Origin of the sequence: Quyinboa sediminis, from assembly GCF_042219855.1 — a bacterium.
Classification (GTDB): domain Bacteria; phylum Bacteroidota; class Bacteroidia; order Bacteroidales; family UBA5342; genus JBHJHP01.
Window position 1 is genome coordinate 1 of the sequence record NZ_JBHJHP010000027.1, and the last position, 3,529, is coordinate 3,529.

At 33.0% G+C, this 3,529-nt stretch carries 4 protein-coding genes; all 4 read left to right on the top strand.

What is annotated here, in order from left to right; translation table 11 throughout:
* The first annotated feature begins 135 nt into the window (after positions 1 to 135).
* The 4 genes from ACE1EF_RS19990 to ACE1EF_RS20005 all read left to right on the top strand — a co-directional run bounded on the left by ACE1EF_RS19990 (position 136) and on the right by ACE1EF_RS20005 (position 3,353).
* A complete protein-coding gene (locus ACE1EF_RS19990) occupies positions 136 to 723 on the top strand; it encodes a hypothetical protein (RefSeq protein ID WP_375722482.1) in 588 nt (195 codons plus the stop codon).
* A 14-nt stretch (positions 724 to 737) separates the two neighbouring features.
* Positions 738 to 902 (top strand): hypothetical protein, encoded by a 165-nt coding sequence (locus ACE1EF_RS19995; protein ID WP_375722483.1) that lies wholly within the window; start codon positions 738 to 740, stop codon positions 900 to 902.
* Positions 903 to 1,802: 900 nt separating this feature from the next.
* The gene (locus ACE1EF_RS20000; protein WP_375722484.1) at positions 1,803 to 2,699 is read left to right on the top strand and encodes a hypothetical protein; all 897 of its coding nucleotides are present in this window, start codon (positions 1,803 to 1,805) and stop codon (positions 2,697 to 2,699) included.
* Between the two features lie 168 nt (positions 2,700 to 2,867).
* A complete protein-coding gene (locus ACE1EF_RS20005; RefSeq protein ID WP_375722485.1) occupies positions 2,868 to 3,353 on the top strand; it encodes a hypothetical protein in 486 nt (161 codons plus the stop codon).
* The last annotated feature ends 176 nt before the right edge of the window (positions 3,354 to 3,529 follow it).

Sequence of the window (3,529 nt, forward strand, 5' to 3'; positions counted from 1 at the left end):
GCAAGCACCTTTCGTCCTGACAGTTCCTATCCTATCGGACAGAAACTGCCACGACACCATACCGCGGGAACGTTGTGGCGCATTATAGCAGACCTGCAAAATTGAAACATACAGTAAAATGATTCTCAGTATCTGATGAATAGAAAGACAACACCGAAAGTAAAAGATGGTAGAGTTCAAAAAAAGAACAGACACGAAATAACACCTAACTATTGGGATTTTCGACAAGATTCACTACAAATTGATATTGAAAGTCCAGGAAAAGGATACAAACATTTTCTAAAGAAACGTGATATTATTAGATTTCTTGAGATACTTCCGAACTGGAAAGAGATTGATGTTGAATTAGATGCCATTCTTCTTGCACAAGGTGGAGGACCAGATGGTTGGTACAATAATGGAGTAATTGGTATTTGTGCTTGGGACAATAATAAAACCTGTTCACTTGATAAGGAATATTTTAATGCACATCTCGATTTATTCAAAAAACTTGGATTAGAATATGAAATAAAAAGAGAAGGTGTAATATGTCATTTCACCGAATCACAGATTAAAGCTTATCAGTTGCTTCATATTCTGTTACACGAAATCGGACATCATCATGACAGGATTAATACCAAGAATAAAAATAGAACAGCGCGTGGAGAGAAATACGCTGAGGATTACGCAGTAAAATATGAGAAAAAGATTTGGGATATATATTTTCATGAATTCGGATTTTAATAAACTAATAAATTATGTCACGGAGTATTCATACAACCTATAAAGATTTAAAAGGATTAACAAAATCAGAATTAGAGGATATGACCAATGACTCTGACTCTGTATTGAATGATTTGGCCGATAAACGAGCGATTAAGAATAAAGTAAAACAAGATAGAAAACAAAAGAAAAATAAATAACGACGCCACAACACGCGGTCATAGTGCATGCGGTTTTGTTTTAATCTGCAAAACCTTTTTCCTTATGCCGTCGTTTTCGGCTTGACAGTCTCCACTCCGTGGGACAGTCAACCGCACGACACCATACCGCGGGAACGTTAGCGGTAATGCTAAAAAGAAAAATATGGACATACTATTGAAACTGAAAAACTGGCAATTATTTTTTATTTCGTTTTTACTACCAACTATTATAATAATATTAAAACTAGCTACAGCAGACTTAGAAAGTTACGAAACCAAAGATTTAAATGACTTCGCAATTCCAATGTATTTTGTCTATTATATAGTTCTATTTTTATGGAACTATAGAGTTATAAAGACATTTAACAAATATGAAAAAGCATTAACACAAAGACAGTTAAACCTTTTAGATATTCTCCTGACAATTCTGACAATTTTCGTACTTTTTAATATTTCTCTAGACTATATTGGAGTACTTCATTTCAAAATTATACGAATATTATATTGGATTTTTTTAATTGCTTCAGTTTATGCTTTTTTTTATGTGATATTTTGTACTGCAAAGACGCTTAAATACATGCAGTTCAAAAATCAGTTGAGAGCTCCCGACATAATTGCTGATATGTTTCTAATTATGTATTTCCCAATCGGAGTATGGTGGTTACAAAGAAAAGTCAATCAATATTATTATGAAATAAAAGCACATACCGCTAACACACGGTAATACTGCATGGCAGTTATTTTAAACAAAATATATTAACGTTCGCAGTCTGTCACTTTCGTCATGACAGTTCCTATCCTATCGGACAGAAACTGCCACGACAGCATACCGCGGGAACGTTAGGCTTTATAGTCTGATGCAACTAAACGGAAAGAAAATACACTATAATATAAATGATTATGCGAAAATCAACCGTCTTGTTTTATGCAATTGCCTTTTTGACTCTTGCGAATGGCTGTGAGGAAAATGAGATTGATATTGACAATGAAATTAAAGGGGGTTTCAATATAACAATCAATGATTCGATTTTATACAATCATAATTCCATTGATTTCTATGACATCTCTTCTCACTTAGTTTATTTAAAGGCGGACAATAATTTTATTTTTTCAACTCATGGATCATTTTCTGTTCAAGTTGATAGTGAACTGATTTATACAGGTCAAATAATCCCAGGATATTCATCATATTGGCCATCAGGACCAATAATACAGTGTGCTCCTACTTTTTATGGTGAATATATTATACCTATTGGATTTTTTCCATCTGTCGATTCTACCGGACGATTAAAAGAGGACCCAAGAAATGATGCCAGAATTATTGAAGCTTTAAAGAAAAATAATCAATATAAAAATGGATTATCAAGTGAGATTCATTCAATTCAGAAACTATCAGAAAATAAAGTACAAATTACTATTCAATTGACCAATCTTGATACAGGTAACATATTATACCTGGACCCAGATAGAATGGGTCTTGAACTTTTTCATTATTTCACAAATGGATTAACAATTAGAGATTCACAAAATAAATATTACACTCACAAATTGACAATTGAAAAACCTGACCCTTGGGATTTATGGGATATTAATTGGTTATCTGTATTAAAAAGTAACGAGACTAAAATTATAACAGTGACATATAACGATTTTGATACTTTAACTCCTGGAGAATATACTTGTTGGTTTAATTATCCGGGATTAACTTCACAAATTGAAAAAGAAGAGTTGCAACAAGATAGCGGTAGAATTTGGCTTGGCAAATTGACAAATACTAAAATAATTAATGTTGAATAACTACAAAGCCTAACACACGGTCATAGTGCATGCGGTTTATTTTAAATTGCAAATCAACAATCCGTATGCCGTCGTTTTCGGCTTGACAGTCTCCACTTCGTGTGACAGTCAACCGCACGACACCATACCGCGGGAACGTTGTGTGCAATATTAAGAACAGTCGGTGTAATGAAACAAACATTTATTATAATTTTTTTAATGCTTTTTTCTTTACAAGTAAAAAGTCAAGTTGACACAAGAAATTGGGATAATGCTAACGACATAATGAATTATCACTTTAATAGTATTCCAACAGACAGTATTCTTAATAAATTAGGAATACGTTATAATGTAGACTTTTCAAGTTTACTAAGTAATATTATGATTTATGGTTTCAAAAGAAATTTAAGCAGTTCGGAAATAAATGCGATTGAAAACAGAACAATGATTTTGGTAGAAAAATATTATGAAATTCGTAAGCCAATAAAAATTATTAAAGTAGGTGGAGTTGGTGGCGGTGGAGAAATGAAGGTGGAAAAATCGGAAGTAAATGGCAATACTCTTTACACAATAACACTATCAAAGACAGATTTAGAATTTGAATATGACAAATTTCAAAATGAGCTGATTGATAAAATTAATGAAGAAACATCAAAACTTATTAAAGGAAATTAATAGTAAATCAAGACATTAAAGAATAAAAAATACTGCACACAACACGCGGTCATAGTGCATGCGGTTTTATTTTAACTTGCAAATCCACATTCCGTATGCCGTCGTTTTCGGCTTGACAGTCTCCACTTCGTGGGACAGTCAACCGCACGACACCATACCGCGGGAACGTTAGGCCA

Excerpts from the sequence above, each read along its gene's own strand:
- ACE1EF_RS19990 (WP_375722482.1), top strand. The coding sequence starts at position 136 with ATGAATAGAAAGACAACACCGAAAGTAAAAGATGGTAGAGTTCAAAAA.
- ACE1EF_RS19995 (WP_375722483.1), top strand. The coding sequence starts at position 738 with ATGTCACGGAGTATTCATACAACCTATAAAGATTTAAAAGGATTAACA.
- ACE1EF_RS20000 (WP_375722484.1), top strand. The coding sequence starts at position 1,803 with ATGCGAAAATCAACCGTCTTGTTTTATGCAATTGCCTTTTTGACTCTT.
- ACE1EF_RS20005 (WP_375722485.1), top strand. The coding sequence starts at position 2,868 with ATGAAACAAACATTTATTATAATTTTTTTAATGCTTTTTTCTTTACAA.